The organism is Sandarakinorhabdus oryzae (assembly GCF_009733735.1).
GTDB lineage: Bacteria > Pseudomonadota > Alphaproteobacteria > Sphingomonadales > Sphingomonadaceae > Sandarakinorhabdus > Sandarakinorhabdus oryzae.
This window is the reverse complement of sequence record NZ_WNJP01000366.1, coordinates 1-870: the sequence shown is the minus strand read 5'-3', so window position 1 is coordinate 870 and position 870 is coordinate 1. Positions and strand designations below refer to the sequence as shown.

1 protein-coding gene is annotated in these 870 nt (G+C 71.5%); it reads left to right on the top strand.

Annotated features, from left to right (window positions below; all coding sequences use genetic code 11):
- The coding region (locus GJ693_RS16335) for a dihydroorotase (RefSeq protein ID WP_156257265.1) at positions 1 to 703 on the top strand (703 nt) is incomplete at its 5' end.
- Positions 704 to 870 lie beyond the last annotated feature (167 nt).

The following is an 870-nucleotide window of genomic DNA, read 5'->3' as shown; positions in this document are numbered from 1 at the left end:
GGTCGCCACCGCTGGCGAATATGCGACGCGGCTCGGCCTCGCTGCCGCGCCGGCCTTTGCCGAGGCGCTGGCCATCACCCGCGATTGCCGGCTGGCGGAAGCCACCGGCGCCGCGCTCCACATTCGCCAGGTCACCACCGCCGAAGGGCTGGCCGCGCTCGCCGCCGCCAGGGCGCGCGGAGTCGACGTGACAGCCGGCGTCACCCCGGCGCATCTGTTCCTCAACGACATGGCGGTCTCCGGCTTCCGCAGCTTTGCCCGCCTGTCGCCGCCCTTGCGCGATGAGCGCGACCGGCTCGCCACCATCGAGGGCGTGCGCGCCGGGCTGATCAGCATCCTGTCCTCCGGCCACGACCCGCAAAGCCAGGAAGACAAGCGCCAGCCCTTCGCCGACGCGCGTGCCGGCATGGCCGGCGCCGAAACCCTGCTAGCGCTCGGCCTTGGCCTGGTGCGCGACGGCGTGATCGATTTGCCGCATTTAGTGGCCATGCTCAGCACCAATCCGGCCCGGCGCTTTGGACTGGTCGCCGGAACGCTGCAACTCGGCGCACCGGCCGACCTTGTGGCCTTTGACGAAGCCGCGCCTTGGCGTATCGACGGCGACCAGTTCCACGGCGCCGGGAACACGCCCTTCAACGGGCTGCCCACGGCCGGCAGGGTTCGCATGACAATCAAGGGTGGAGATGTGGTTTGGCGGGCGTGAAGGCAATTGGCGCACTGCTGGTGCTGGCATTGGTGGCTGGCGATCCGGCGTTGGCCGCCCGCAAGAAGAAGGGCAAGCGTGGCCGAACCAGCCGCCCGGTGGCGGCTGCCCCGGTGCGCGCCACCCCGCCGCCGCCCTCCGTGCGCCAGGGCGTCGAGCTGTGGCGC